This is a genomic window from Kitasatospora sp. NPDC058170 (genome assembly GCF_042883905.1).
In the GTDB taxonomy this organism is placed as follows: Bacteria; Actinomycetota; Actinomycetes; order Streptomycetales; family Streptomycetaceae; genus Kitasatospora.
The window spans coordinates 26,498-51,163 of sequence record NZ_JBHVUV010000035.1 but is presented as its reverse complement, the minus strand read 5'-3'; the positions used below and the strand labels follow the sequence as shown (position 1 = coordinate 51,163).

Here is a 24,666-nt window from a genome sequence, read left to right as displayed (position 1 = left end):
GGACCTTGCTCCGAAATGTATCTGACGCAACGTTAACTGCAATGTAACTATGATCACTTGGCCAGGTCAGCGGCCAACTTGTATGATTCCGGACTATGGTGACGCCCGAAGTTGAGTCCTACATCCGGCAGAAATTCGGCGAGCACGCCGGCCTCGCGGACGACGAGGTTTTCGCCGACGACGTGACGCTGGCCGCGGTGATCAGCCGCAGCCCGAAAATGACCAACAGCATTGATCTGATGGAGGCGTTCGCCCGGACCGCGAACGGTCTCCGCAAGGACTACGGCGTGCGCGTTCGGCTGCCCTCGCTGCCCCTCGACACCCCGACCCCGACGGTGCTGAAGGTCTTCCTCGAGGAGTTCGAGCGCCAGAAGGCCAAGGAGGAGGTCGCATGAGCATCATCGAGTCGGACACCGCCGTTCCGGTCATCCGGAAGTCGGTCATCCCCAGTGAGCCGCCGGCCATCATCACCGACCTCTGGGACGCGCTGACGGTGCGGAAGATGTCCCTGATCGACGTGACCTGGGAGCAGCAGCGGCTGCACGAGTCCCGCCGGTGGAGCGTCGTCGAGATGCTCTCGGCGGTCGACCTGGACAGCCTCACCCCGCTCGACCGCAACCTGGTCTGGAACGCCGGCCGCGCCGAGCTGACCACCAAGCCGGGCGCGGACCGGCTGGAGCGCCAGGCCGAGGCCGAGGTGCGCCGCTGGGAGAAGACCAACCCGGCGCTCGCGGCGGTCATGGAGGCCTGCGGCACCTGGAGCCGGTACTGGAACGAGGAGGAGGCCCACCACGAGACGGTCTTCAACCGGCTGGCCGACGTCAGCGGGATGGAGCCGATCGACGACGAGACCTTCCTCGCCTTCCGCAAGGTGTTCCCGGACGACGACATGCTCCGGACCCTGGTGCTGCTCGCGATCTCCGAGATCACGGCCGCGGTCAACTACGGCCAGTGCCAGCACGTGATCCAGGACGAGGGCCTGCGCCGGATCTTCAAGCAGGTCGCGGCGGACGAGATCCAGCACCGCAACTACTTCGTGTCCTTCGCGAAGGCGCTGGTGGACAGCGGCGAGTACCCCGCCAAGGACGCCTTCGCGGTGGCCCACCTGTTCCTGCGCGAGGACGGCGAACTCCAGGGCAGCGCCCGGGACCAGCGTGTGGACCGCGGCACCCACGTCAACTGGTGGGACCACCTCGACACCGCCGACACCGGCTACCGGCCCGAGGCGCTGGAGAAGAAGGAGCAGCTGGTCTGCGGCGCGCTCAAGAAGATCACCGGGATCGAGGTCCACTCCCGGGACGAGGTCGAGGACGCCTGGATGGACCTGCTCGACAGCTGACGCGGCCCGCTGGGCGCCGCGCGGCACGGTGTGAGCGCCGCGTCCGCCCGGTGGCGCCGCGCGGTGCCGTACGGCACCGCGGGCAGCGGTATGTGCAGCAGGCGGAGGGCGGTCGGCGCCCTCCGCCCCCGGCCGGCGCCTCGCCCGGCAGACTCCCGCACGATCAATCGGACGGTTCCGACGTGTTCTTCGGCGAATCACGCCTCATGCTCCCGGTGCGCCCCAACGACCTCGACGTGCTGGGGCACGTCAACAACGCGGTCGCCCTCGAGTACCTGGAGGCCGGGCGGTGGGACTGGCTCGGCAGGCTGGGGCTCGTCCACGGCGACCGGATGATCGCGGTGGTCGCCCGCACCGAGATCGACTACCTGGCCGAGATCCCGCGCGGACGGGTCGAGGTCCGGACCTCCCTGGTGACGCCCTCCGAGGAGGAGTGGGACGAGGAGGGGATGACCTTCCGGGCGCGGTTCCGGCAGCGGATCCACCTGGCGGGGGACGGTCCGGAGGGGGCCGACCGGCCCGCGGTGGACGCGCTGGTGACGGTGGCCTTCCTGGACGCGGGGCAGCGGTGCCTGGTGTCCCTGCAGGACTTCCTCGCCGCGTCCACGCCGGAGGCCGCGGAAGCCGCTTCGGTGCACGCGTCGGCCGTCGTGCCCGCGCTGGTGTCCGTGCCCGCGTCCGTGTCCGAGGCCGCCTCGGCGGCGACCATCAACCAGTAGGAGGGGCCCGGTGCTCGAACTCATCCAGCGCAACCAGGAGTGCCCGCCCGAGCGGGGGCTCTACCTCTACGACAAGTTCTCCGATCCGCCGGAGTTCACCGCCTACCGGGAGTTCCCCGAGCGGATCGCCGCCTACGCGGACTTCTTCCGCGAGCAGGGCATCGCCCCCGGATCCCGGGTGCTCTTCCCGTTCGAGACCTCCCTGCCGGTGATCCTCTCGTTCCTCGGACTGCTGGAGCTCGGCGCGGTACCGCTGTCCGTGAAGCCGTTCGTGCTGAACACACCGAAGGACGGCTACCAGGAGTTCCTGGCCCGGGTGGCGCGGGACCACGGCGCGGTCCGCGTCCTGGACGTGCCGACCCTGGCCACCGTCGACCTGCCGGTCGAGACCCTCCCGCTGCCGCCGGCCGGCCTGCGCAAGGCCGGGGCCCGGCTGCGGACGCCGGGGGAGGACGAGCTGGCCTTCGTGCAGTTCTCGTCCGGCTCGACCTCCTTCCCCAAGGGGATACCCGTCCGGCAGGGCGCCCTGCGCGCCAACCTGGCCATGATCACCCGCACCGACGGCCGCAAGCCCGAGGAGCGGGTGAGCAGTTGGCTGCCGCTCTACCACGACATGGGTCTGGTCGGCGGGATGCTCTCCTGCTTCGCGGCCGGCTGCGACCTGCTGCTCGCCGAGCCGGTGACCTTCCTGTTCGACGCGCGCGGCTGGTGGGAGCACATGGGCCGGGAGCGGGCCATCGGCACCGTCATCCCGAACTTCGCGGTCGACTACTCGCTCAAGCTGATGCAGGACCTCGACCCCGAGGAGATCGCCGAGATCGACCTCTCCGGGATGCGGTCGGTCTACCTCGGCAGCGAGCCGATCAACCTGCCGAACCTGGAGTCCTTCCTGGACCTGATGGCGCCCGCCGGCCTGCGGCGCGACGTCTTCATGCCCTGCTACGGGATGGCCGAGGCCGTCCTGCTGGTGGCGAGCCGCCCGGTCGGCAGCCCCGTCCGGGTGGCCGCCTCGCCGTCCGGCCTGCCGGCGATCTCGGTGGGCCCGCCGCTCGCGGAGTTCGCCGTGCGGCTGCGCGACGAGGACGGGCGGATCTGCGGGGAGGGCGAACTCGGCGAGATCGAGCTCGCCGGGGGCAGCCTGGCCGCCGCCTACTACGGCACCGACCTGCCGATCCTGGGCGAGGACGGCTACTACGCCACCGGTGACATCGGCTTCCTCGCCGACGGCGAGCTGTTCATCACCGGCCGGATCAGCGACCGGATCAAGGTCAACGGCCGCAGCCTGTTCGCCGCCGACTTCGAACAGGCGGTGGAGCAGCTGCCGTTCGTCCGCGACGGCCGGACGGCGGTCGCGCAGATCGGCGCCGACATCGTCGTGCTGACCGAGGTCGAGCGCGAGGCGCGGGTGGACGTGCCGGGCAGCCGGGCGCGGATCGTCGAGCACCTGGTGCAGGCGATCGGTGTGACGGTCCACGCCGGGGACGTCCACTACCTGAAGCCCGGGCAGCTCCCGCGCACCAGCAGCGGCAAGCTGCAGCGGCGGGCGATCGTGGCGGCGTACGAGCAGGGGCGGCTGGAAGGGCTGACGTTCGGCCTGGAGGGCTGAGGCCGGGGGCGGATCCGCGCGATCCCGCCTCCTGGCGACTGCTTTCCGCCCGTCCGTGCGCGGGAAGGGTTCCGTACGCGGGCAGGGTCCGTGCAGGCAGGGGTCCGTGCGGGCAGGGGCCTGCGCGGGCAAGGGCGCCACTACGCGATAGGAGCGATGCTGCATGCCGAAGCTGGAACGGGACGGCGAGGTCTTCGTCCTGCACCTCGACGCCGATGACGAGAACCGCTTCCACCCCGATCGGCTCGCCGCACTGGAGGCGGCGCTCGACGAGGTGGAGGCCGCGGACGGCCCGCGCGCGCTGGTCACCGCGGGCAGCGGGAAGTTCTGGTCGAACGGCCTGGACCTGGACTGGCTGCTGAACAACGGCGACCAGTACGCCGCGTACCTGGACCGGGTGCACGCGCTGCTGGCCCGGACGCTGGCCTCGCCGGTGGTCACGGTGGCCGCGCTCAACGGGCACACCTTCGCCGCCGGGGCGATGTGGGCGCTGGCCCACGACTTCCGGGTGATGCGCGCCGACCGCGGGTACGTCTGCCTGCCCGAGGTGGACCTCGACCTGTCCTTCCAGCAGGGGATGTCCGACCTGCTCCGGGCCCGGCTCGCCCCGCAGGTCGCCCACGAGGCGATGACCACCGGCCGCCGCTACGGCGGCGAGCAGGCGCTCGCCGCCGGGATCGTCGACGCGGTCGCGGACGCCGGACAACTGCTCGGTGCAGCTGTCGAGTTCGCCCGGCCGCTGGCCGGGAAGTCGCGTCCGGCCCGGGGGCAGATCAAGGAGATGCTGTACTCCGGGACGCTGGCCGCGCTGCGCACCCCGACGGTCGTCTGACCAGGCGGTGCGCCGGCGCGGTGCGGGACTGCCGCGGGTCGGGCCCCGGGCCGGTGGCGGTCGCCACGGTCCGGGGCCCGACCCGCCCGGCAACCAGCCTGACCTGTCCGGTCGTTCTGCGAGAGCTGCCGGCAGCAGGCTTGCTCGGCAGGTCAGTTGGGGGTCGGCAGCTCGTGCAGACCCAGGGCCAGCCAGGAGTCGGCCTCGCAGTGCAGCAGCCGCCAGCCGCTCAGCGGGCCGTCGGCGCCGGTGAGTTCGCCGCAGGCGGCGCGCAGGCCGTCCTCGGCCTCTAACAAGGTGCCGGCCGCCACGAACACCACCGCGTCCAACGCGCCCGCGGTCGACCGGATCCGGGCGTGGCTGAGCCGGGCCGGACCGCGGAGCCCGTGCTCCAGTCCGTGCCGCACGGCGGGCGCCGCCACCGGCTCGCGGGGCGGGCGACCACTGGGCGTCTCCAGGTGGACGCGAATCACGTACACCTACGACAGGGTGACGGATCGCCGGCCGCTGTGCGGATCCGTACCGCTGTCACGGTTCTGTCTGGCAGCAACATGCCGCCGGTGTCCGCGGGGGTTCTCCTCCGGCCGCGGCCCCGGCGTGGTCGCCGCCCTGCGGGCCCCGTTCGAGCAGGCCTGGAAGCAGGCCCACCCGCCCCCTCGTGACCACCCTCGTGCCCCCTCGTGACCACCCTCGTGCCCCCTCGTGACCACCCTCGTGCCCCCTCGGCGACCGCGCCGGCGCACGACCCGCCCCCCCTCGGCCCCCGGCCCGACGGTCCGTCGGACACCGCCGGGCGACGGCCCGCGGACGCCCCGTGACCTGGGGCTGGGCGGCGGAGCTGTCAGGCGTGCGTGATATGCAGTGCGTCTGGAGTGGCTGACGAGCGGCCATGCGAAACATGCCAATGATGCTTTGAGGGGGCCTTACCGATGGCGCTTTTCCGACGCGGCTCCGGCACGGACACGGCCGAGGGCCGGTCCGGGCGCTGGGGGTTCGGGCGGCGCGGCTCCGCCGGGCAGGGTGCCGGGTCGCCCGTGCTGGATCCGGCGTACCGGGACGAGGGGCTGGCGCTGCTGCGCGCGCAGGCGGACGCGGGGGACTGGGCCGCGCTGCGGCCGGGGCTGGCGGCCGTCGGCGACCAGACCGAGCTGACCTGGATCCTGGCCGAGCTGGCCGACGTCCGCGGGGTCGAGGAGTGGATCGGCCGGGCCGTCGCCGACGAGCCGGAGTCCGCCCTGCCGCTGCTGCTCTCCGGCGCCCGGCAGGTCGCCTGGGCCTGGGAGGCGCGCACCCGCCAGCGGGCCGAGTACGTCTCCGAGGAGCAGTGGAAGACCTTCCACGAGCGGCTGGAGACCGCCGAGGAGCAGCTGTTCGAGGTGGCCGAGCGCGAGCCGCAGTGGCTCGCCCCCTGGTACTTCCTGCAGATCAGCGCCCGCGGCGCCTCGCTCGGCCGGGAGATCGGCCGCTACCGCTTCGAGGCGGCGGTGCGCCGGGGGCCGGGGCACCTCGGCTCGCACAAGCAGCGGCTGCAGCAGCTCTGCGCCAAGTGGGGCGGCTCGCACGAGGCGATGCACGCGTTCGCCCGCGCCTCGATGCTCGACGCCCCCGAGGGCAGCCCGCTGGGCGAGCTGGTCGCCCTCGCGCACCTGGAGCGCTGGCTCGACCTGCCGGACGGCGAGGACCGCGCCCACCTGGCGAGCCCGGCGGTCCGGGCCGAACTGCGCGAGGCGGCCGAGCGGTCCGTCCTGCACCCGGCGTACCGGCGCTCGCTCGGCTGGCAGAAGGCCCACAACACCTTCGCGATGACCTTCGCGCTGGCCGGTGACGCGCAGACCGCGCACGCACTGTTCGAGGCGCTCGACGGCACCGTCACCGAAGCCCCCTGGCACTACCTCTCCGGCGACCCGGTCGAGAACTTCCGCGCCCACCGGGACCGGTGCGCCCGCCAGGCCCGCTGACCGCGCGCCGCCGCCCCACCGTCACCCACGCGACCGAAAGAGCCTTTCCGGTGTCCCGTCACGAGAACCCGTCCCACGCCGACCCGTCCGCCCCGAAGCCGCCCGCGCACCAGACGGACGGCGGTGACCCCGCGAGCGCCCACACCTTCCAGGTGGACCTGCGCGGCCTGGTGGACCTGCTCTCCCACCACCTCTACTCCAGCCCCCGGGTCTACCTGCGCGAACTCCTGCAGAACGCGGTGGACGCGATCTCCGCCCGGCAGGCCCTCGACCCGGCGGCGCCCGCCCGGATCACCGTCCACGCCGCCGACGACCTCACGGTGACCGACACCGGCATCGGCCTCACCGAGGCCGACGTCCACACCTTCCTCGCCACCATCGGCCGCAGCTCCAAGCGCGACGCCGAGGGCCGGCTGGACGGCGCCGGACTGGCCGGCGCCCGCGGCGACTTCATCGGCCAGTTCGGCATCGGCCTGCTCGCCTGCTTCGTGGTCGCCGACGAGATCACCGTCGTCACCCGCTCCGCCGCCACCCCGGACGCGCCCGTCATCGAGTGGCGCGGCGCCTCCGACGGCCGGTACACCATCCGCACGCTGCCGCCGGAGGCCAAGCCGGAGCCCGGCACCACCGTCCGGCTGGCGCCGCGCGCCGACGCCGCCGAGTGGACCAGGGCGGACCGCGTCCTGTCGCTGGCCCGGGACTTCGGCAGCCTGCTGCGCCACGAGGTCACCGTGGTCGACGGCCGGGGCACCGCCCACCGGGTCAACCACACCCCGCCGTGGGCCGACCGGCAGGGCTCCCCGCTGGCCCGCCGCGACGCGCTCGCCGAGTACTGCCGCGCCACCTTCGACTTCACCCCGCTGGACACCATCGAGCTGGACCTGCCGCTGGTCGGCCTGCGCGGCGTCGCCTACGTCCTGCCGGACGCCGCCGCGCCCTCCCGCCGGGCCGGCCACCGGGTCCACCTCAAGGGCATGCTGCTCTCCGATCAGGCCGCCGAACTCCTGCCCGACTGGGCGTTCTTCGTCCGCTGCGTGGTCGACACCGACGGTCTGCGCCCCACCGCCTCCCGCGAGGGCCTGTACGCCGACGAGACCCTCGCCGCCGTCCGGGACGCGCTCGGCGCCCGGATCCGCGACTGGCTCACCGGCCTGTCCGCCAGCGACCCGGCGCTGCTGCACCGCTTCATCTCCGTGCACCACCTGGCGGTCAAGGAACTCGCGCGCTACGACGACGAGTTGCTTCGGATGCTGCTGCCCTGGCTGCCGTTCGAGACCACCGACGGCAACGTCACCCTGGACGAGTTCGCCCGGACCCACCCGGTCGTCCTGGTCACCCGGACCGTCGAGGAGTTCCGCCAGGTCGCCCCGATCGCCGGCGCCGCCGGCCTCGGCGTCGTCAACGGCGGCTACACCTACGACCGCGACCTGGTGCACCGGCTGCCCGAGATCCGCCCGGGCACCTCGGTGGCCGACCTCGACCCGACCACCGTCACCGCCCACCTGGACACCGTCGACCCGGCCGCCGAGCTCGCCGCCGCGGCCTTCCTCACCATCGCCCGCGAGGTGGTCGGCCGCTTCGACTGCGACGTCGCCCTGCGCAGCTTCCACCCCACCAGCGCGCCCGCCCTGCTGCTGGACAACCGGGAGGCCCGGCACGAGCGCACCCGCGCCCAACTCGCCGACGAGGCCGACGGCCTGTGGGCGGACATCCTCGGCTCGCTGCGCGCCGAGGTGCCCCGCGCCCAGCTGGTGCTCAACCACCTCAACCCGCTGGTGCGCCGGGCCGCCTCCATCACCGGCCGCGAGCTCGCGGTCACCGCCGTCGAGGCCCTCTACGGCCAGGCGGTGCTGCTGACCCGCCGCCCGCTGCGCTCCAGCGAGAGCGCCCTGCTCAACCGGTCGTTCATCAGCCTGCTCGACCACGCCATGCTCGGCCACGAGTCGGCCGGCCCGCAGAAGGAGTCCTGACCGATGGACCGACTGGACACCACCGAGGCCGTGATGGCGGCCCTGCGGGAGAACGACGCCCGCCCCTACGGCCGCCAGCGGACCGTCACCGCCGAGGAACTCGTCGACGCGGCCGAGCAGTTCGACGACACCGCGACCCGGGCGATGGCGCTGCTGGAGCTGATGGAGGCCTACCAGTACGACGGCGAGCGGACCAAGTCCCCGGTGGTCTTCGCCCGGGTGCTCAAGCTGTGGGAGCGCGAACCGGAGGCCTTCGGCGAGTGGGCCGGCCAGCAGGTCTTCTGGCGCTTCAAGTGGGTGGCCTCCTCGCTGATCGGCACGCCCGACGTCCCGCTCGACGGGATCCGCCGCTGGCACACCGAGATGCGCGACCGCTACCGCGCCGCCGGGCACGGGCTCCAGCCCTACTACGCCCAGCGCTACCACCTGGCCGCGCACACCGGCACCGGCGAGGCGGACGCCTTCGACCTGTGGGCCGCCCGGCCGCGGACCGGACTGAGCGACTGCGCCGCCTGCGAGATCCGCTCGCAGGCCGTCCACCACGTGCGGGCCGGCGACGACCGGCGCGCACTGGAGGTCTGGCAGCCGGTACTGGACGGCGAGAGCACCTGCGCCGAGGAGCCCTACCTCAGCCACGCCAACGCACTGCTGCCGATGCTGCGCCTGGGCCGGCTGGACGAGGCCCGCTCCAGCCACCTGGTCGGCTACCGGTTCGCCCGCGGCAAGGCCGGGATGGCCCGGGTGATCGGCCTGCACCTGGAGTTCTGCGCGCTCTCCGGCAACGAGCCGCGCGGCCTGGAGATCCTCTCCGAGAACCGCGACCTGTTCGCCGCCACCGGCGACCCGCTGGGCCGGCTCGGCTTCCTCACCGGCGTCGAGGTCCTGGTCGCCCTGCTCGCCGAGCGCGGCCACGGCGGGCTGACCGTCAGCGGCCCGCCCGGGGGCACCTGGACGGTGGACACGCTGCTGGCCCGCGTCCGCACCGAGGCGGACGAACTGGCCGCCCGCTTCGACGCCCGCAACGGCACCGGCCGGATCGGCGAGAGCCGGCGCGAGCGCCTCGCCCGCCGCCCGCTGCTCGCCGAGCCGCTCGCCCTCGGCGTCCGCGCCGCCGCGTCGCAGCTGGTGGAGAGCGCGCCGCCGGCGCCGCGCCGCGCGGCCGAACCGGTGCCGGAGGACTTCGCCGACCTGGTCGCCCGCGCCCGCGAGCTGGACACCGTCGCCCACCCCGACTCCGACCGGCTCTGGCGGACCGTCACCGAGCGCTTCGAGGCGGACGGCTACGTCCACCGGGAGGGGACCGCGGCCGGCACCGCCGGGCGGCTGCGCGCCGAGATCGCCGAGCAGCGGGCCGCGGACGCCCTCGACCGGGACGACTGGACCCGCGGCAAGGCCGAACTCCTCCGCGCCGCCGACCTGTTCGAGCAGGAGGGGATGCCCGGCCGGGCGCTGGCGCTGCGCACCCGCGCGCTCGTCGTGGAGCTCGGCGACGTCGAGGGCGTGACGACGGACTGGCCCGCCCTGGACGACGCGCTGCTCCGCTGCGCCGAGCTGGCGGCCGCGGGGACCATCGACCCGGACGACCACCTGGTCGTCCTCCACTCCCGGGCCTTCTCCGCGCACTTCGACCTGGTGCACGCCCTGCCGGAGCCGTCGGCCGAGGTGGTCGAGCGGTTCGAGGCCGCCGTGGCGCGCTACGGCGAGGCGGCCGCCGAGCAGGGCGCCGTCCGGCGCACTGCGACCGCCCGCCAGTACACCGCCGACGTGGCCGCCCGCCAGGGCCGCCTCGCGGAGGCGGCCGCGGGTATGAGGCAGACCCTGGAGCTGCTGGAGGGCGCCGGGCTGCCCTGGCACACCCCGCGGGTGCTGGGCCTGCTCGGGCAGGTGCTGCTCCAGTCGGGCGAGACGGCCGAGGCGGTCACGGTGTTCCACCGGGCGCTCGCCGAGGCCGTCCGGTGGGCCGACGACTCCTACCCGTTCGGCCCGACGTACACGATGCTCGGCCACGCCTGCGCGCACCTCGGGGACACCGCCGCGGCCGTCCGGGCGCTCTCCGAGGCCGCGGCCCGGTTCGACCGCGAGGGCGCGGCGTGCGCCGAGGAGGCCGCCCGGGTCCGGCTTCAGCTGGCCGACGTGCTGCGGGACGCCGACCGGCCGGCCGACGCGGTGGCCGTCCTGGAGTCGGTGCTGCTGGAGGCGGGCCCGGAGCCGGACGAGCGGATGCTGGCGCAGGCCCGGCTGGACCTCGCCCGCGGGCTGTTCGAGCTGGAGGAGTACCGGGACTCGGCGGAGGAGTACCTCCGGCTCGCCGATGTGGTCGCCGGCTGGGAGGACGACCGGAACACCCACACCCTGGTCGCCGCCGAGGCGACCATCGCCCTGGCCAACGCGGAGCTCTGGGAGGCCGCCCACACGGCCCGCGAGCGGGCCCTCGCCGCGCACGCCGAGTCCGACCGGGCGGACCAGATCGCGGCGATGCTGCGGGAGCTCGCCCGGCTGACGATGCGGGCCGAGGGCGCGGACGGGCTGGAGTCCGCCCTGGCGCGGCTGGCCGAGGCGGACGCCGTCCGGCAGCGTGCCGAGGAGCACGGCCAGGAGTACACCGACTGGTACCTGCGCGGCGCCGCCCACTACGAGCGGGCCCGGGTCTACGCGGTGGCCGGCCGCCACGAGGAGGCGCTGGCCTCGGCGGAGCGGGCGGTCACCGCCTACGAGGCGGGCGGCGGGCCGGCGGAGACGCGCCGGGCCGAGTCGGTCCGGCTGGCCGCGCTGATCGAGGGCACCGACCTCGGCCGCCCTGCCGCCGCCCGGGCCAGGCTCACCCCGGCGATCGAGCGCTGCCGCGCGGCGGGCCTGTCCGAGGCGGCGGGGATCCTGGCCGACCTGTGGGGCCGGCTGGCGCAGTAGCCCGGCGGGAGCGCAGCCCGGGTGGGCCCGCCGGTGCGGCGGGCCCACCCGGGCCGTGCGGGGGATCAGCAGGGGCCGTCGTCGGACCAGACGCCCCACTGGCCGCTCGCGGACGGGTTCTCGTTCAGCGTCCACCACTTGGCGTGGTACTTGTGGCCGCTGTAGGAGACCTTGTTGCCGCTCGTGTAGGTGGTGCCGGCGCTCCACGCCGGGTCGCTGCAGACGCCCGGCGGCGGGCTGGTCGGCGGTGTGGTGGGCGGGGTCGTGGGCGGTGTGGTGGGCGGGGTGGCGCCCGCGAACTTCACGGTGAACCGGGTGAAGTCCCAGTCGTTCTGGGCCACGCTGGAGCACGAGCCGGACAGGCCGGGGTCGACCGTCCCCGGGCACTGCCGGTCGCGGTTGACCGACCAGTAGGTGTACCGGGCCAGCTTGTGCGCGGTGGCGAAGTCCAGCACGGTCTGGAAGTCCGCCTGGCGGAAGTACTCGGCCGCGTCGGTGCGCCCGTTCATCAGCGAGACGCCCTCGTGGGCGTAGGCGTTGGCCTCGCTCCAGCCGAAGGTGGTCTGCAGGATGCGGTTGAACGCGACCAGTGCGTCGGTCTGCGCGGTGGCGCCGTTGAAGCCGCCGTCGAAGGGCATGATCGAGTAGTTGTCGGGCGTGAAGCCCTGCGACTTGGCCTCGTTGAGCATCTGCTGGCCGAACCAGCCGGTGCCCGCGCCGGTTCCGGCGGTGGTGATCGAGACGTACAGGCCGGGGTTGTTCTGCTGCAGGATGCGGGCGGCGCCGATCTCGTTGTGGATGGCGGCCGCGTTCTCGTACTCCGGCTCCTCCAGGTCGAAGTCGATCGCCTTCAACTGGTACTTGGTGACCACCTTCTGGTACCCGGCGGCGGTGGCCTCCGGGGTGCCGCAGCCCTGGCCGAGCTTGTTGCCGCCGTAGCCGCCGACCGAGACCGAGACGTCGCCGCCCTTGGCGCGGATGGTCTGGATGACGGCCGGCATGGTGGTGTCGGTGTCGATCGAGGAGGTGCCGCCCCAGGCCGGCGTACAGCCGCCCTTGTCCAGGATGAAGGCGAGCTGGAAGGCCTTCTGCCCGGTGGCGTCCATCACCGCGGCCGCGTCCGGCGGGCTGTTGTCCTCGGGCATCAGGTACGGCGCCGAGGCGTACCAGTTGCTGCCCAGACCGGTGTTGGCGGTCTCGGCGGCGGCGCTCGCGGAGCCGGTTCCGGCCAGGGCCGCGAGGCCGCCGGCCAGCAGGCCGAGCACCCCGGCCACGGCGGCGGCGGTCCGGTGGCGTCTGCGGTGCGGGTGGACGGTGGAGTGCTGTGGGGGAAGGGCGCGTTCCATCGGAACCTCTCCAGGAAACGGCAGGGGAAGGCCCGTCCGCGCCAAGGTGGGGGCGGCGCAGCGGGCTCAACAGCCGCACGGCAGGGCGAACTTGCGGGCGGCCTCCACTGGTATAGACCTGTCTGGAAAGTCCGTCAACCCTGTGGCGGTCAAGCCTTCGTCACCGCGGTCCGGGCGGTCGGTGCGGCCCGCGTTTCCGGTGCGCGCTCAGTGCGCCGCACCGGCCCCGTGGGCTTCCGTGCCGCCGCGGGCCGCGCGGCGCGCGGTCATCGCCCAGGCCGCCACCGCGGCCGCCGCGAGCAGCGCCCCGGCCGTCCCCAGCGCGTGCTGGGCGCTGAGCCCGGCGGCCCGCCCGGAGCCGTCGCCCGCCAGGTAGACGCCGCCGACGACGGCGACGCCGAGCGTGCCGCCGAGTTGCTGGACGGCGTTGAGGAGCCCCGCCGCCGAGCCGGTCTCCTGCGGGGAGACGCGGCTCAGCGCGGTGGTGAAGAACGGCGGGGTGAACAGGCCCACGCCGAGGCCGGCCAGGGCGAGGGCGAACGGCAGGCCGGTCGGGTAGTCCCCGGCGGGCGCGGCCCGGTAGGCGAGGGCCGCGGCTGCCAGGCCGGCGGCGAGGGCGGCGACACCGGCGTGCAGGACCCGGGCGCCGTAGCGGGGGACGAGGTGGCTGCCGGCCGCCCAGGAGGCGACGGCCAGGCCGGCGGACCACGGCAGCAGGGTGAGGCCGGCGGTCAGCGGGCCGGTGTGCAGGCCAAGTTCCAGCTGCAGCACCACGGTGATCATGACGCCGTTCATGACGGCGAAGAACAGGGTGGAGGTGGCCAGCGCGGCGGGGAAGGCGCGGCCGCGCAGCAGGGACGGCTCGACCAGCGGCGTGCGGCCGGCGGCGGCCGCACGCCGCTGGTGGGCGGCGAAGACGGCCAGGACGAGCGCGCCCAGCCCGGCGGCGGCCCACGCGCTGTCGTCCGGCGCGCCGGTGCCGGCGGCGAGCGGGCACACCAGCAGCGCGGTGCCGGCCATCGCCAGCGCGGTGCCGACCGGATCGAGGCGGGGGCGGACGGGCGCGCGGTCCTCGCGCAGGCGCGGGGTGATGGCCAGGACGGCGGCCGCGAGCGGCAGGTTGACCAGGAACACCGCCCGCCAGGAGGTGCCGAACAGGTCGGCGTGGGTCAGCACGCCGCCCAGGGCGGGGCCGAGGACCGCGGACAGGCCCATGACCGGGCCGATGGTGCCCAGCGCCTTGGGGAGCTCGTCGCCGTCGAACATGGCGCGGATCAGCCCGAAGGTCTGGGGGATGATCAGGGCCGCGGCGGCGCCCTGCACCGTGCGCATGCCGATGAGGACGGCGGCGCCGGGGGCGAGTGCGCAGGCCAGCGAGGTGAGGGCGAACGCGCTGACGCCGATCCGGAAGACGCGGCGGCGGCCGGCGATGTCGCCGAGGCGGGCGGCGGTGAGCAGGCCCAGGGCGAAGGCGAGGGTGTAGGCGGCGCTGTACCAGGGGATCGTGGCGGTGGCGCCGCCGAGGTCGGCGTGGATGACGGGGCCGGCGACCTGGACGATGGTGGCGTCGAGCAGGTTCATCGCCTCGGCGGTGAGCAGCGCGATCAGGGCGGTCCACCGCCAGCGGTAGGCGGGCGGGGCGTCGTGGGCGGTGCGGGTGGCGCCGTCGGCGGTGCCGGCGGGCGCGGTGGAGTGCTCGGCCATGAAGTCCCCCGGTGGGTGGGTGGTTCGGCGTGGTGTGCGGATCCTCGGAGCCGCGGACTGCCGGGCGGCCGCCGCGGCCGGTCCCGGCTGACCACCACCCTGGCCCCGCCCGTCGATCCGGTTCCACTTCCGGCCGCAGGATCGACGATTCCATCCATCCGGGGCGGCTATTTTGGGGAATATGATCGAACTGGACGACCTCGACCGCGGCCTGATCCACGCCCTCCACCTGGATGCGCGCGCTCCGTTCACCCTCATCGCCGAGGTCCTCGGCTCCTCGACCCAGACCGTGGTGCGCCGCTACCGCCGCCTGCACGCCGAGGGCGGTCTGCGGGTGGTCGCCCTGCCGACCCCGCGCAGCGCCCGCACGCACCAGTGGTTCGTCCGGCTGACCGCCGCCACCCGTACCGCCCACGACATCGCGGTCGCCCTGGCCCGCCGGCCCGACACCTCGTGGGTCCGGCTGACCTCCGGCGGCACCGAGATCGTCGCGATCATCCACACCGCGCCCAGCGGCCCGGACGCCCACTCCCTCCTGCTGCGCGACATCCCGCGCACCGCCGGCATCACCGCGGTCTCCGCGCACTACCTGCTGCACACCTACCTCGGCGGGCCGACCGCCTGGCGCGGCCGGATCGGCGCGCTCACCCCCGAACAGGAGGCCCGGCTGCGCGCCCACGACGTCCCGGCCGGAGCCGGAGCCGGAGCCGGGTCCGGTGCCGGGTCCGGGGTCGCGGGTGAGGACCCGTACACGCTCACCGACGCCGATCTCCGCCTGCTGGCCGTGCTGCGCGAGGACGCCCGGACCAGCTACGCGGAGCTGGCCGCCGCGACCGGCTCCACGCCCGCCACGGTCACCCGGCGGCTGACCGAACTGCGCTCGCGCGGCGCGCTGTTCTTCGACATCGACATCGAACCGGCCGTCCTCGGCGCCACCGTCTCCGCGCTGCTGTGGATGCAGGTCGCCCCCAGCCGTCTCGACGAGGTCGCCACCGCGCTGGCCGGCCACGAGGAGCTCGCCGTGGTCGCCGCCACCACCGGGCCCACCAACCTCGTCGCCCACGCGCTGTGCCGCGATGCCGAGGCCCTGCACCACTACCTGACCCGACGCGTCGCCCTGGACGCCATCACCCGCATCGAGACCGCCCCGGTCCTGCGCACCTACAAGGCCGCCGCGACCCTGCGCGGCTGACCGCCCGCCGCTGCTGCCCGGCACCTGCCGCCGGCTTCCTGCCGCCTGCCGCCGCCGATCCGGAATCGGATTCTCCCATTCCGAATTCGAGGTCCGAGGTCCCGATGTCGATGGCGGTCGAAGTTGGTCTAGACAAGCTGTTCATGTGTCGTATACGTTTCCGAACGCGAGATCTCGTCAGTAAGTGAACAGCCGCTCGTACCCCCCTGCCGCAGTGTGGAGGAACAAATGGTTAAGGCAATTCTCAACCTGGTCGATCTCACCTTCTCGCGTGGGCTCAAGGAAGAGGCCGCCGACGCGCAGTGCGCCTGCCCGGCCGGCACCAGCTCGTGGTGCTCGGGCAGCACGCTCTTCGTTCGCACGTGCTGCTCCTGGAACTGCGCGGTCGCCCCGTCGTGTGACGTCTACGCGATCACCAACGCCTGCTGAATCCCGTCCTGACGAAACCTTCGTCCTGACGAATCCGGCAGACTGAGAAACAAGACCGCCGGCGCCCCCGCCCGACTCGGGCGGGGGCGCCGGTGACGGGGGAGCCATGACTGCATACCTCTTGCTCGGCGGCCGCTGCGTGCTCGCGGCGGTGTTCGCCGTCTCCGCCCTGGCCAAGTTCCGCGCGCCGCGCGACTTCGCCTCCGCGCTGCGCGCGATGGCGGTCGTCCCCGAGCGGCTGACCGGCGCGACGGTCGTCGCGGTACCGGTCGCCGAGATCGCCCTCGGCCTCCTGGTGTGGGCACCCGCACCCCTTGCCACCTGGGCTTTCGCCCTTGCCGGCGGATTGCTCGCGCTGTTCGCGGCGGTGCTGGTCTCGGTGCTCCGGCGCGGACTGGACGTCTCCTGCTCCTGCTTCGGGGCGTCCGGCGTGCCCGTGAACCGCGCCCACGTGGTGCGCAACCTGGTGCTGCTCGCCATCGCCGGGACCGGCCTGGCGGCGAGCACCGCCTCCGGTTCGGAGGGCCTCGCGGTCGCCGGAGTGGCGCTCGCCCTGCTCGTCGCGGCCTTCGCCAGCATCCTGATCATCGCCACCGACACGCTGGTCGAACTCTTCTCGACCGCCCGCTGACCCATTCCCGCCGGATCCTCCCGACCACCCTCCTGCCGTTTTGCGCGGCCGCGTGCTGGAACGAGGCAAAGATTCCCATGACCACGATCTCCGTCATTCTCGTAGGCTGTCTCTCGGTAGTCAATCTGGTACTCACCCTGGCTCTTGCGAAGAAAATCACCCAGATCTCCCACGGGAATTCACACGGAAACTCACACGGCAATTCCCACGGCTCCTCCGGTGGAATTCTCACGGGCGTCTCGATTCCGGAAAACAAGCTGCCGGACGGCGCCCTGATGCCCCGGTTCCAGGCCGTCTCGATATCGGACGGTCCGGTATCCGGAAATGACCTGACCGGTGACCGGGCAGTAGTCGGATTCTTCTCGACGAGCTGCGGGCCGTGCCTGGAGCAGGCTCCGGACTTCGTCAAGGCCGTCGCCGGGTACCCCGGCGGGCGGGACCAGGTGCTGGCCGTGGTGAAGGGCACCGGCGCGGTGGGCGACAAGCTCGTCGAGATGCTCGAACCGGTCGCCCGGGTGGTGGTCGAGCCCGCCGGCACCGGCGAGGGGTCCGTCGCGGAGGCGTTCGGCATCGTCCGCTGGCCCAGCTACGTGGACATCGACGCCGAGAGCCGGATCACCAACCGGCTCACGTCCGGCGACCTCACCATCGCGCCCGCCACGCTGTGACCGGCCCGGTGACCAGCCCCCCGACCAGCCCTCCGGCCGGCCCGGCGCCCGGCTCCCCGACCGGCCCGGGTCCCGGCCCGGTCGGTGGGGCGGCCCGCCACCGGCCCGCCACCCCGGCCGAGGGCCGCCTCGCGCTGAGCTCCGGCCTCGCGGCCTGCGCGCTGGCCTGGCGCGCGGGCCCGTCCGCCCTGCTGCTGTCGCTGCTCTGCAGCCTGTTCGTCGGCCTGCTGCCGGCCGGTACCGCGCTGCTGGTCAGCGATCTGTTCGACGGCCTGGCACCGGCCGGGGGCACCCCGGCCGGTGCGCCGGTCGGCACCTGCGTGCTGCTGATCGCGGCGAGCCTCGGCCTGGCGCTCACCCCCTCGCTCGGCGAGTACGCCCGGGCCCGCAGCAGCCGGGCCATCCGGCTGCGGGTGCAGGAGGAGCTGTTCGACGCGGTCAACCGCCTGCCCGGCCTGCGCAACTTCGAGGACCCGCGCTTCCAGGACGAGCTGCGGCTCGCCCAGCAGGCCGGCGGCATCGCCCCCGACCTGCTGGTCGGTTCGGCGTTCAGCAGCCTGCAGGCGCTGCTGACGGTCAGCGGCTTCCTCGCCACCCTGTTCGTCGTCAACCCGCTGCTCGGCGGGCTCACCCTGCTGCTGACGCTGCCCCTGGTCCGGGTGCAGCTGGCCGCCGGGCGGCGGCGCGCGGCCGTCCTGCGCGAGACCATGCCGCGCAACCGCCGGCAGATGTTCTACGGCAGCCTGGTCGCGGACGTGGACGCGGTGAAGGAGATCCGGCTCTTCGGCCTCCAGGACTTCATCAAGCAGCGGGCCCGCACCGAACTCGTCGCGGTCGCCGCGGCCGAGAACCTGACCGACCGGCGGAACCTCGCCTGGCGGCTGCCCGCCTCGCTGCTCGGCGTCGCCGTGTACGGGCTCGGCCTGGTCTGGGCCGTCCGGGCCGCCCGGCACGGCGAACTGTCGATCGGCCAGGTCTCGATCTGCCTGGCGGCGGTGGCCGGCATCCAGGCCGGGGTGGGCCAGCTCGCGAGCACCGGCTCGTCCGCCTACCAGGCGGCCATCACCTTCGCCCACTACCGCGCGCTGAGCAGTGCCGAACCGGACCTCGTCCTGCCCGCGGTGCCGCTGACCCCGGGGCCGCTCGGCGGGACGATCGAGTTCCAGGACGTCTGGTTCCGCTACCACGAGGACGCGCCGTGGACCCTGCGCGGCGTCGACCTGACCATCCCGGCCGGCTCGGTCACCGCCCTGGTCGGCCTCAACGGCGCCGGCAAGAGCACGCTGGTCAAGCTGCTCTGCCGGCTCTACGACCCCGGGCGCGGCCGTATCCTCTGGGACGGCGTCGACATCCGGGAGTTCACGCCCGAGGCCTACCGGGAGCGGATCGGCGTGGTCTTCCAGGACTACTGCCGCTACGACCTCACCGCGGGCGAGAACATCGGCCTCGGCCGGCTCGCCCACCTCCAGGACGCCGAGCGGCTCACCGCGGCCGCCCGCGCGGCCGGCGTGCACGAGCGGATCGGCCGACTGGACGGCGGCTACGACGCGCTGCTCAGCCGGATCTTCATGCCGGAGGGCGCGGGCACCGGCTGGGGCCACTCGCTCTCCGGCGGTGAATGGCAACGGCTCGCCGTGGCAAGGGCGTTCATGCGGGCGGACGCGGACCTGATGATCCTCGACGAGCCCAGTGCCGGCCTGGACGCGGCCGCCGAGCAGGAGGTCCACGACAGCCTGCGCGAACTGCGCCGGGGCGCGACCAGTGTGGTCATCTCGCACCGGCTGGCCGCCGTCCGCGACGCCGACCGGATCGTCGTCCTCGGCGACGGACAGGTCATCGAGGAGGGCGACCACGAGCGGCTGATGGCGCTCGGCGGGCGCTACGCCGAGCTGTTCACGCTCCAGGCCTCGGGCTACCAGGACGCGGCGCCCGGCTCCGCGCCCATGCCCGGTGCCATGCCCGGTGCCGTGCCCGGTGCCATGCCCGGTCCCGTGCCCGGTCCCGTCCCGGTGCCGGGACATCCGGTCCACCAGCGGTAACGGAGGGAGTCCCGTCATGCAGCTGCTCCTCACCGCCGCCGGCGCCGTGGCCGTACTGCTGGTACTGGCCGCCGCGCTGGCCCGAGCCGCCCTGTCGGTGATCGTGGTCGCGGGGTGGAGCATGGCCCCCACGCTCCGGCCCGGCCAGCGGGTGCTGGTCCTGAGCCGGCGGTTCGCCCGGTTGCGGCCGGGCCGGATCGTGGTGGTCTCGCGCGAGGCCCTCGGCCTCCCCGCCGATCCCTCCGCCCCCGCCGACCGCCCCGGCCCCCGCCGGCACCGCCTGCTGGTGAAGCGCCTCGCCGCGCTGCCGGGGGATCCGGTGCCGGAGCCGGTCCGTGCCGCCGTCCCCGCCACCGCCGTCCCCGGCGGCCAGGTGGTCCTGATCGGCGACAACCCGGCGTTCAGCACCGACTCCCGGCTCTGGGGCGCCGTCCCCGCGCACAGCGTGGTGGGCGTGGTGCTGGAGGGCGTCAGGCTGCCGGCCAGGCCCGCGCCCCGGCGGGGCTGAGACCACCCGCCGCCCGGTTCCCCGGGGCCCGGGCCGGCCGCGGTGCCGGCGGCCGGAGGGCCCGTCAGCAGGGCGGTTAGAGTGACGGGGTGAGTGAGGAACAGCAGCCGGTGACCGTCTGGGCGCAGCTGTGCGCCCACCCCCGGCGCTTCCCGTTCACCCTCCGCGCCCTGCGCTGCTGGGGCTACCTGGTCGGCGGCGCGGTGCTCGGCCCGGTGCTGGGCGCCCTGCTGGCCGTCCTGCTGGTGGCGGGCCTCGGCCTGTCGGTGTTCGGCATCGGCCTGCTGGTGCTCCTGGCCGTCGCCCTGGCCGGCCTCCCGGTCGGCGCGCTGGAACGCCGCCGGCTGCGGCTGGTCGAGCCGGCGCCGGTGGCCGACCCGCACCGCCCGCTGCCCGGCGCCGGCCGCGGGGCCTGGCTGCGCACCCGGCTGCGGGAGCGCGCGACCTGGCGCGCACTCGGCTACACCGCCCTGCTCGGACCGGTGCTCGGCGCCGCCGACCTCGGCTTCACCGTCCTGCTGGCGGGCTCGGCCACCCTGGTCACCACCCCGGTCGTGGTCTGGGCCCTGGCCCCCGAGACGGTGATGGTGATCCCCGGCCGGGCCATCCCCGGCCCGGTCGAGGCGCTGCCCGCGACCGCCGTGGGCCTGGCCGGCCTGCTGCTCTGCGCCTACGCGGGCGCCCTGCTCACCACCGCCCACGTCCGGCTCGCCCGGTTCCTGCTCGGCCCCCGGGACGAGGACCTCGGCCGTCAGGTCGTCGAACTCACCCGCTCCCGGGCCCGCCTGGCCGACGCCTTCGAGGCCGAGCGGCGCCGGATCGAGCGCGACCTGCACGACGGCGCCCAACAGCAGCTCGTCGCGCTCAGCATGACCCTGGGCCTGGCGGAGTACGAGCTGCGCGCCGAGACAGCAGCAGGCCCGGCGGCCGACCTGGTCGCCCGGGCCCGCGGCGAGGCCCGGCAGGCGCTGGAGCAGCTGCGCAGCCTGGTCCGGGGCATCCATCCGCAGGTGCTCACCGACCACGGGCTGGCCGCCGCGGTGGCCGAGGTCGCGCTGCGCCACCCCGTCCCGGTGGAGGTCGACATCGACCTGCCGGCCCGGTTGCCCGGCCTGGTCGAGACGACGGCGTACTTCACCGTCACCGAGGCGCTCACCAACGCGGCCAAGCACAGCGGCGCGAGCGCGATCTCCGTGCTGGGCCGGGTCGAGCACGGCCGACTGGTGGTCCAGGTGACGGACGACGGCCGCGGCGGGGCCGACCCGGCCGCCGGGGCCGGACTGCAGGGACTGGCCGACCGGGTGGCGATCCTGAGAGGCAGGCTGATGGTGACCAGTCCGATCGGCGGGCCGACCAGGCTCCGGGTGGAGGTGCCGTGCTCCGGATCGTGATCGCCGAGGACGCCGTGCTGCTCCGCGCCGGGCTGGTCGAACTGCTCACCCGCGGCGGGCACCAGGTGATCGCCGCGGTCGGCGACGCGGCCGGGCTGGCCGCCGCGGTGGACGCCGACCGCCCGGACGTCGTCGTCACCGACGTCCGGATGCCGCCCGACTTCCACGACGAGGGCCTGCGGGCCGCCCTCGACCTGCGCGAGCGGCACCGGGGCCTGCCGGTGCTGGTGCTCTCCCAGTACGTGGCCACCCCGTACGCCACCCGGCTGCTCGGTGCGGACGAGGTCCAGCCCGCCGGGCTCGGCTACCTGCTCAAGGACCGGGTCGGTGACGTGGCGGACTTCCTGGACGCGCTGCGCAGGGTGGCGGCGGGGGAGACGGTGATCGACCCCGAGGTGGTCCGGGTGCTGCTGCGCCGGCAGTCCGGCGACCGGCCGCTGACCAGGCTCACCCCGCGCGAGCGGGAGGTGCTCGCGCTGATGGCGGAGGGGCTGAACAACCAGGCCCTCGCCCAGCGGCTGACCATCACCGAGGCCTCGGTGGTCAAGCACTGCGGCAACATCTTCATGAAGCTGGACCTCGACCCGACCGAGGGCAACCGCCGGGTGCTGGCCGTCCTGGCCCATCTGCGGAGCGAGTAGCGCCGGGCCCGGACCGGGTCGCGTCGGGTCGGGTCGGGGCCGTGACCGTGCCGGTGACCGGGGTTCAGCGGCGCGGGGCGGGCGCCTGCGCCGGGTCGAGCAGGTCGGCCAGACGGCGGGCGGAGGCCTCCCAGGACCACTCCCGCGCCACCCGGCGCCGCCCGGCCGCACCCATCGCGGCCCGCCCGGGGTCGCGCAGGATCCGGGTGAGCGCCGCCGCGACGGCCGCGGGGTCGCGGCCGTCGACGACCGACCCCGTCACACCGTCGAGGACGGTGTCGGGCGCGCCGCCGGAGTCGCCCGCGACGACCGGCAGGCCGGCGGCCGCGGCCTCCAGGAAGACGATGCCCAGGCCCTCCGCCTCCAGACCCGCGCGCCTGGTCCGGCAGGGCATCGCGAAGACGTCCGCGGCCGCGTAGTACGCGGGGGTCCCGGCGTGCTCCCGGCCGCCGGCGAACACCACCGAGCCGGGCTCGGTGTGACGCCGGGCCAGGGCGCGCAGCCGCCGCTCGTCCGGCCCCTGGCCGACCAGCACCAGGACGGCCCGCGGGACGGCCCGCCGGATCAGCGGCAGGGCGCGGATCAGGGTGTCCTGGCCCTTGCGGGGGACGAGCCGGGCGACGCACAGGACCACCGGCCCCCCGTGCCCGGCCGTCTCCGGCGGCGCCGGCTCCGCCAGGGGGTGGAAGCGGTCGGTGTCCACGCCCGGGACCAGTCGCTCCAGCCGGGCGTGGGGCCCGAGCGCCGGGGCGATCCGGTCGCGGGTGTACCCGCCGAGGTAGGTGACCACGTCGACGCCGTCGCCGATCCGCCGCAGCAGCCGGCGGGCCCCGGGTGTGCGGGCCCACCAGATCTCGTGGCCGTGGGTGGTGGCGACCATCCGCCGGATCCCGCCGCCGCTCTGCCGGCGCAGCCCGGGCGCCATCGCGGCGAGCGGCGCGGCAGCGCCGAACCAGACCCGGTCGCAGCCGTGCGCGCGGGCGATCTCGGCGGCCCGCCGGGTGACCCGGCCGGTGGGCAGCAGCATCCGGGCCGGGTCGCGGACCACCGGGAACGGCAGCCCCGCGTCGTGGCGGGCCGCGCCGGGCTCGGCCGAGGTGTAGACGACGACCTCGTCCGCGGGGAGGCGGGTGGCCATGGCGTGGACGAAGGTCTCTATGCCGCCCTGGCGGGGCGGGAAGTCGTTGGTGATGACGAGCGTGGTACCCATGGGGTCGGTTCAGCCTCGGTTCGCGGGTCGGCGGGGTGGACTTGGTCGGCAGGGTCGGCGGGGTGGACTTGGTCGGCGGGGCCGGCGGGGTGGAGGTGGGTGGCGGGGCCGGCGGGGTGGAGGTGGGTGGCGGGGTCCGGACGGTGGGCCCGGGACCGGGCGTGCAGGACCAGCACGAGCGGCAGCGCCAGGTAGCCGAACCGCCCGGCGGGCGCCAGCAGGAAGGCCAGGCAGAGCCCGAGCGCGAGCCGGTCGGCGGCGGCGACGGCGTCCCGCGGCGGACGCAGCAGCAGGGACGCGGCGACGGCGAGCCCGGCGAGCAGGAGCAGGGCGACGGCGAGGTACCAGCCGCCCGGGCCGAGCTGGGCGAGCAGCCGTCCGGGCAGCGGGCTGCCGGCCGGGGTCGGCAGCCCGCCGCGCCCGGTGGGAAAGGCGAACACCTGCTCCAGCAGCGGCCCGGGTGAGCGCAGCGCACCCGGCAGGACCAGCGCGGCCGTACCCGCCAGTGCCACCGAGGCGCAGCGCACCGCCGCGCGTCGGCCCGCGGTCGCCGCGAGCAGGGCGGCGACCACGGCGACGGCCGGCCAGGCCGTCCACTTGAGCGCGCAGGCGGCGGCCAGCGCCAGGCCGGCGGCGCCCGGCCGGGCACCCGCCGCGGCGTCCCGCAGCCGGCCTCGGGCCGCCCGTCGGCCACCGGGGTGCAGGCGGCCCCCGGCCGGTGCGGCGAGGGCGAGTGCCAGGCAGCAGAGACCGGTCAGCGGCAGGTCCACCCCGCTGACGCAGAGCGGCAGCGCGACCAGCGGCGAGGCGATCAGCGCGGCGAGCCCGGGCGTGCGCCGGGCCGTCGGCAGCAGGCAGCCGAGGAACGCCGCCGCGCACCAGAGCCGGGCGTCGCCGAGCAGCCGCACCACCCACCCGTCCGCCCCGAGCAGGGCCCGGGGCAGTCCGAACAGGGCCATGCCGGGCAGGTACGGCGTGTACTCCTGCACCGTGCGCGGCTCGGCCAGGTAGGGCGTGCCGTGGTGGAGCAGCTGCGCGCCCGAGCGCTCGATCACGCCGACCTCGCTCTGCCCCTGCCCGGTCAGGACCAGGGCGAGCAGCGGCAGCACGAGCGCCCCGGCGAGCGCGAGGGCGACGGAGGCCGTCCGTCCGCGCCGCCCCGGCAGCGCGAGCACGGCGGTGGCCGCCGCCAGGTAGCCGGCGGTGGCGCACAGGCCCCAGAGCCGGTGCGGTCCCAGTCCGGAGACCAGCGGGAACGCGCCCGCCCACCCGGCCGCGAGCAGCCAGCCGCCGCACCACGGGGCCCGGCGGTCCGGGCCGCGGCGGCGCGCCAACGGGCCTTCCGGAGGTGGGCGTTCGGGGCTCGGGCGTTCGGGTCCGGGCTGTTCCGGGCTGTGGTGTTCCGGGCTGGGTCGGTCTCGGTGAAGGGTGATCAGCACACGACCATTCCAGTCGTGCGGCCCGGCGCGGTCATGAGGGTCAGGTCGAGACCTCGTGGTCGGGTTTTCCCTACCCCCGGCGGGATCCACCCTCGATCTCACGTTCGGTGTCCGGCGGATTACGCCCGGTGCCCGAT

General features: G+C 74.8%; 21 protein-coding genes. 16 read left to right on the top strand and 5 right to left on the bottom strand.

All coding sequences use genetic code 11. The features are described from left to right. The first annotated feature begins 95 nt into the window (after window positions 1–95). The 5 genes from ACFVVX_RS31805 to ACFVVX_RS31785 all read left to right on the top strand — a co-directional run bounded on the left by ACFVVX_RS31805 (window position 96) and on the right by ACFVVX_RS31785 (window position 4,496). Window positions 96–395 carry a hypothetical protein gene (locus ACFVVX_RS31805; RefSeq protein WP_387950706.1) on the top strand — a complete coding sequence of 100 codons (300 nt, stop codon included), beginning with the start codon at window positions 96–98 and terminating at the stop codon, window positions 393–395. Then, window positions 392–1,339, top strand: a complete 948-nt coding sequence (locus ACFVVX_RS31800) for an acyl-ACP desaturase (RefSeq protein ID WP_387950704.1) — start codon at window positions 392–394, stop codon at window positions 1,337–1,339. The genes ACFVVX_RS31805 and ACFVVX_RS31800 overlap by 4 nt, the downstream gene beginning before the upstream one ends. A 182-nt stretch (window positions 1,340–1,521) precedes the next feature. Next, window positions 1,522–2,058, top strand: coding sequence for an acyl-CoA thioesterase (locus ACFVVX_RS31795; protein WP_387950703.1), 537 nt, complete (start codon window positions 1,522–1,524; stop codon window positions 2,056–2,058). 10 nt (window positions 2,059–2,068) lie between these two features. After that, window positions 2,069–3,664, top strand: coding sequence for an AMP-binding protein (locus ACFVVX_RS31790; protein ID WP_387950702.1), 1,596 nt, complete (start codon window positions 2,069–2,071; stop codon window positions 3,662–3,664). A 163-nt stretch (window positions 3,665–3,827) separates the two neighbouring features. Beyond that, on the top strand, window positions 3,828–4,496 hold the full coding sequence (locus ACFVVX_RS31785) for an enoyl-CoA hydratase/isomerase family protein (RefSeq protein WP_387950700.1): 669 nt from the start codon (window positions 3,828–3,830) through the stop codon (window positions 4,494–4,496). A 152-nt stretch (window positions 4,497–4,648) separates the two neighbouring features. Here ACFVVX_RS31785 and ACFVVX_RS31780 read toward each other — a convergent pair whose 3' ends face one another. Further along, the gene (locus ACFVVX_RS31780; protein WP_387950698.1) at window positions 4,649–4,975 is read right to left on the bottom strand and encodes a hypothetical protein; all 327 of its coding nucleotides are present in this window, start codon (window positions 4,973–4,975) and stop codon (window positions 4,649–4,651) included. 450 nt (window positions 4,976–5,425) lie between these two features. Here ACFVVX_RS31780 and ACFVVX_RS31775 point away from each other — a divergent pair, with 450 nt between their 5' ends. The 3 genes from ACFVVX_RS31775 to ACFVVX_RS31765 are packed head-to-tail and all read left to right on the top strand — an operon-like array spanning window position 5,426 to window position 11,331. After that, window positions 5,426–6,454: a hypothetical protein gene (locus ACFVVX_RS31775; protein WP_387950697.1), complete on the top strand. Its 1,029-nt coding sequence runs from the start codon at window positions 5,426–5,428 to the stop codon at window positions 6,452–6,454. Between the two features lie 50 nt (window positions 6,455–6,504). Next, a complete protein-coding gene (locus ACFVVX_RS31770; protein ID WP_387950696.1) occupies window positions 6,505–8,424 on the top strand; it encodes an HSP90 family protein in 1,920 nt (639 codons plus the stop codon). A 3-nt stretch (window positions 8,425–8,427) separates the two neighbouring features. Then, window positions 8,428–11,331: a hypothetical protein gene (locus tag ACFVVX_RS31765; protein ID WP_387950694.1), complete on the top strand. Its 2,904-nt coding sequence runs from the start codon at window positions 8,428–8,430 to the stop codon at window positions 11,329–11,331. A 65-nt stretch (window positions 11,332–11,396) separates the two neighbouring features. On the opposite strand, the gene ACFVVX_RS31760 is transcribed toward ACFVVX_RS31765, so the two are convergent. Both ACFVVX_RS31760 and ACFVVX_RS31755 read right to left on the bottom strand, forming a co-directional pair. Continuing rightward, a complete protein-coding gene (locus ACFVVX_RS31760; RefSeq protein WP_387950692.1) occupies window positions 11,397–12,677 on the bottom strand; it encodes a carbohydrate-binding protein in 1,281 nt (426 codons plus the stop codon). 207 nt (window positions 12,678–12,884) lie between these two features. Further along, entirely contained in the window at window positions 12,885–14,381 is a 1,497-nt protein-coding gene (locus tag ACFVVX_RS31755) for an MFS transporter (protein WP_387950690.1), read from the bottom strand. A gap of 181 nt (window positions 14,382–14,562) precedes the next feature. On the opposite strand from ACFVVX_RS31755, the gene ACFVVX_RS31750 reads away from it, so the two are divergent. From ACFVVX_RS31750 to ACFVVX_RS31715, 8 genes are all read left to right on the top strand, one after another. Further along, a complete protein-coding gene (locus ACFVVX_RS31750) occupies window positions 14,563–15,573 on the top strand; it encodes an Lrp/AsnC family transcriptional regulator (protein WP_387950688.1) in 1,011 nt (336 codons plus the stop codon). 228 nt (window positions 15,574–15,801) lie between these two features. Beyond that, the gene (locus tag ACFVVX_RS31745) at window positions 15,802–16,002 is read left to right on the top strand and encodes a hypothetical protein (RefSeq protein WP_387950686.1); all 201 of its coding nucleotides are present in this window, start codon (window positions 15,802–15,804) and stop codon (window positions 16,000–16,002) included. A 106-nt stretch (window positions 16,003–16,108) separates the two neighbouring features. Continuing rightward, a complete protein-coding gene (locus ACFVVX_RS31740; protein ID WP_387950684.1) occupies window positions 16,109–16,633 on the top strand; it encodes a MauE/DoxX family redox-associated membrane protein in 525 nt (174 codons plus the stop codon). 77 nt (window positions 16,634–16,710) lie between these two features. After that, on the top strand, window positions 16,711–17,301 hold the full coding sequence (locus ACFVVX_RS31735; protein WP_387950683.1) for a TlpA disulfide reductase family protein: 591 nt from the start codon (window positions 16,711–16,713) through the stop codon (window positions 17,299–17,301). An 8-nt stretch (window positions 17,302–17,309) separates the two neighbouring features. Beyond that, on the top strand, window positions 17,310–19,340 hold the full coding sequence (locus tag ACFVVX_RS31730; RefSeq protein ID WP_387950681.1) for an ABC transporter ATP-binding protein: 2,031 nt from the start codon (window positions 17,310–17,312) through the stop codon (window positions 19,338–19,340). Between the two features lie 16 nt (window positions 19,341–19,356). Further along, window positions 19,357–19,848: a S26 family signal peptidase gene (locus ACFVVX_RS31725; protein WP_387950680.1), complete on the top strand. Its 492-nt coding sequence runs from the start codon at window positions 19,357–19,359 to the stop codon at window positions 19,846–19,848. Window positions 19,849–19,937: 89 nt separating this feature from the next. After that, the gene (locus ACFVVX_RS31720) at window positions 19,938–21,239 is read left to right on the top strand and encodes a sensor histidine kinase (protein ID WP_387950678.1); all 1,302 of its coding nucleotides are present in this window, start codon (window positions 19,938–19,940) and stop codon (window positions 21,237–21,239) included. Continuing rightward, window positions 21,224–21,880 (top strand): response regulator, encoded by a 657-nt coding sequence (locus ACFVVX_RS31715; RefSeq protein WP_387950677.1) that lies wholly within the window; start codon window positions 21,224–21,226, stop codon window positions 21,878–21,880. The genes ACFVVX_RS31720 and ACFVVX_RS31715 overlap by 16 nt, the downstream gene beginning before the upstream one ends. 64 nt (window positions 21,881–21,944) lie before the next feature. Here ACFVVX_RS31715 and ACFVVX_RS31710 read toward each other — a convergent pair whose 3' ends face one another. Then, on the bottom strand, window positions 21,945–23,090 hold the full coding sequence (locus ACFVVX_RS31710) for a glycosyltransferase family 4 protein (protein WP_387950675.1): 1,146 nt from the start codon (window positions 23,088–23,090) through the stop codon (window positions 21,945–21,947). Next, window positions 23,036–24,424: a hypothetical protein gene (locus tag ACFVVX_RS31705; protein WP_387950674.1), complete on the bottom strand. Its 1,389-nt coding sequence runs from the start codon at window positions 24,422–24,424 to the stop codon at window positions 23,036–23,038. Before ACFVVX_RS31705 ends, ACFVVX_RS31710 begins: the two co-directional genes overlap by 55 nt. Window positions 24,425–24,666: the final 242 nt, after the last annotated feature.

What these genes read in the sequence shown, in the direction of transcription:
- ACFVVX_RS31800 (WP_387950704.1), top strand. Translation starts at nt 392, where the DNA reads ATGAGCATCATCGAGTCGGACACCGCCGTTCCGGTCATCCGGAAGTCG.
- ACFVVX_RS31745 (WP_387950686.1), top strand. Translation starts at nt 15,802, where the DNA reads ATGGTTAAGGCAATTCTCAACCTGGTCGATCTCACCTTCTCGCGTGGG.
- ACFVVX_RS31755 (WP_387950690.1), bottom strand. Translation starts at nt 14,381, where the DNA reads ATGGCCGAGCACTCCACCGCGCCCGCCGGCACCGCCGACGGCGCCACC.
- ACFVVX_RS31710 (WP_387950675.1), bottom strand. Translation starts at nt 23,090, where the DNA reads ATGGGTACCACGCTCGTCATCACCAACGACTTCCCGCCCCGCCAGGGC.
- ACFVVX_RS31765 (WP_387950694.1), top strand. Translation starts at nt 8,428, where the DNA reads ATGGACCGACTGGACACCACCGAGGCCGTGATGGCGGCCCTGCGGGAG.
- ACFVVX_RS31775 (WP_387950697.1), top strand. Translation starts at nt 5,426, where the DNA reads ATGGCGCTTTTCCGACGCGGCTCCGGCACGGACACGGCCGAGGGCCGG.
- ACFVVX_RS31735 (WP_387950683.1), top strand. Translation starts at nt 16,711, where the DNA reads ATGACCACGATCTCCGTCATTCTCGTAGGCTGTCTCTCGGTAGTCAAT.
- ACFVVX_RS31760 (WP_387950692.1), bottom strand. Translation starts at nt 12,677, where the DNA reads ATGGAACGCGCCCTTCCCCCACAGCACTCCACCGTCCACCCGCACCGC.
- ACFVVX_RS31805 (WP_387950706.1), top strand. Translation starts at nt 96, where the DNA reads ATGGTGACGCCCGAAGTTGAGTCCTACATCCGGCAGAAATTCGGCGAG.
- ACFVVX_RS31725 (WP_387950680.1), top strand. Translation starts at nt 19,357, where the DNA reads ATGCAGCTGCTCCTCACCGCCGCCGGCGCCGTGGCCGTACTGCTGGTA.
- ACFVVX_RS31750 (WP_387950688.1), top strand. Translation starts at nt 14,563, where the DNA reads ATGATCGAACTGGACGACCTCGACCGCGGCCTGATCCACGCCCTCCAC.
- ACFVVX_RS31740 (WP_387950684.1), top strand. Translation starts at nt 16,109, where the DNA reads ATGACTGCATACCTCTTGCTCGGCGGCCGCTGCGTGCTCGCGGCGGTG.
- ACFVVX_RS31785 (WP_387950700.1), top strand. Translation starts at nt 3,828, where the DNA reads ATGCCGAAGCTGGAACGGGACGGCGAGGTCTTCGTCCTGCACCTCGAC.